Raw genomic sequence first — 655 nt, 5'->3', positions numbered from 1 at the left:
TTGTAAAATCCCATCTCGATATCAGCTTTGATACACTCTGCGCGCCATGCGGCATATGCCCGGCTTACCATGCTTTTCCCAGCCTCCTGCGTATGTACTCCCGGTTGTAATGGATCCGGGCGCCATCCGCGTCCATACGGTGGGTTTTAAAGATCAGCCGGTTTATGCCGTACAGGAGCGTTCCAAAAATCAGCACGGCGGTGCCGATGATAGATAGATAAATCAGGACATCAATTAAAGCGGTCATAGTGTAGCCTCCTGTTCTGGTTCGTAGGGTTGATTCAGCCAATCCAGCAAACATTGACAGCAATTTTTATCGTCGGAGTGATCGCAATCAATTTCATCCATACCCATTTCATTAGGACACGTGAGCGTTACGGCGAGTTTTTCATTACTCATGCTGCGGATTAAGTCTCCATTCGTCAGCGGCTTGTTTTCCAGCTTGCGGGAGTAGGCAAGCCAAGTTTTACCATAATCTTTCATGTAATAGCTAATATTCCAGTCATCAGGACAATTCGCTATTTGCTTTTCTCTTTTGCCTTTTATAAGTGCCCATCCGCTTGTTTTAGCATCACTACCTTTTATCCATACTGGCTCCCCGTCCATCTGCCGGAGCCGTTCCAGCGTCAGCGGTTTGTTCTCCGGGGCGGAATTG

1 protein-coding gene and 1 pseudogene are annotated in these 655 nt (G+C 47.8%); both read right to left on the bottom strand.

What is annotated here, in order from left to right; genetic code table 11:
• Window positions 1–64: 64 nt before the first annotated feature.
• A complete protein-coding gene (locus tag CAGA_RS12520) occupies window positions 65–247 on the bottom strand; it encodes a hypothetical protein (RefSeq protein WP_135661210.1) in 183 nt (60 codons plus the stop codon).
• Window positions 244–655, bottom strand: a pseudogene (locus CAGA_RS12735) (hypothetical protein); the annotation flags it as partial. The gene CAGA_RS12520 and the pseudogene CAGA_RS12735, both read right to left, overlap by 4 nt.

This window comes from Caproiciproducens galactitolivorans, assembly GCF_004768785.1.
Lineage (GTDB): Bacteria > Bacillota > Clostridia > Oscillospirales > Acutalibacteraceae > Caproiciproducens > Caproiciproducens galactitolivorans.
This window is presented reverse-complemented; position numbering and strand designations above follow the sequence as displayed.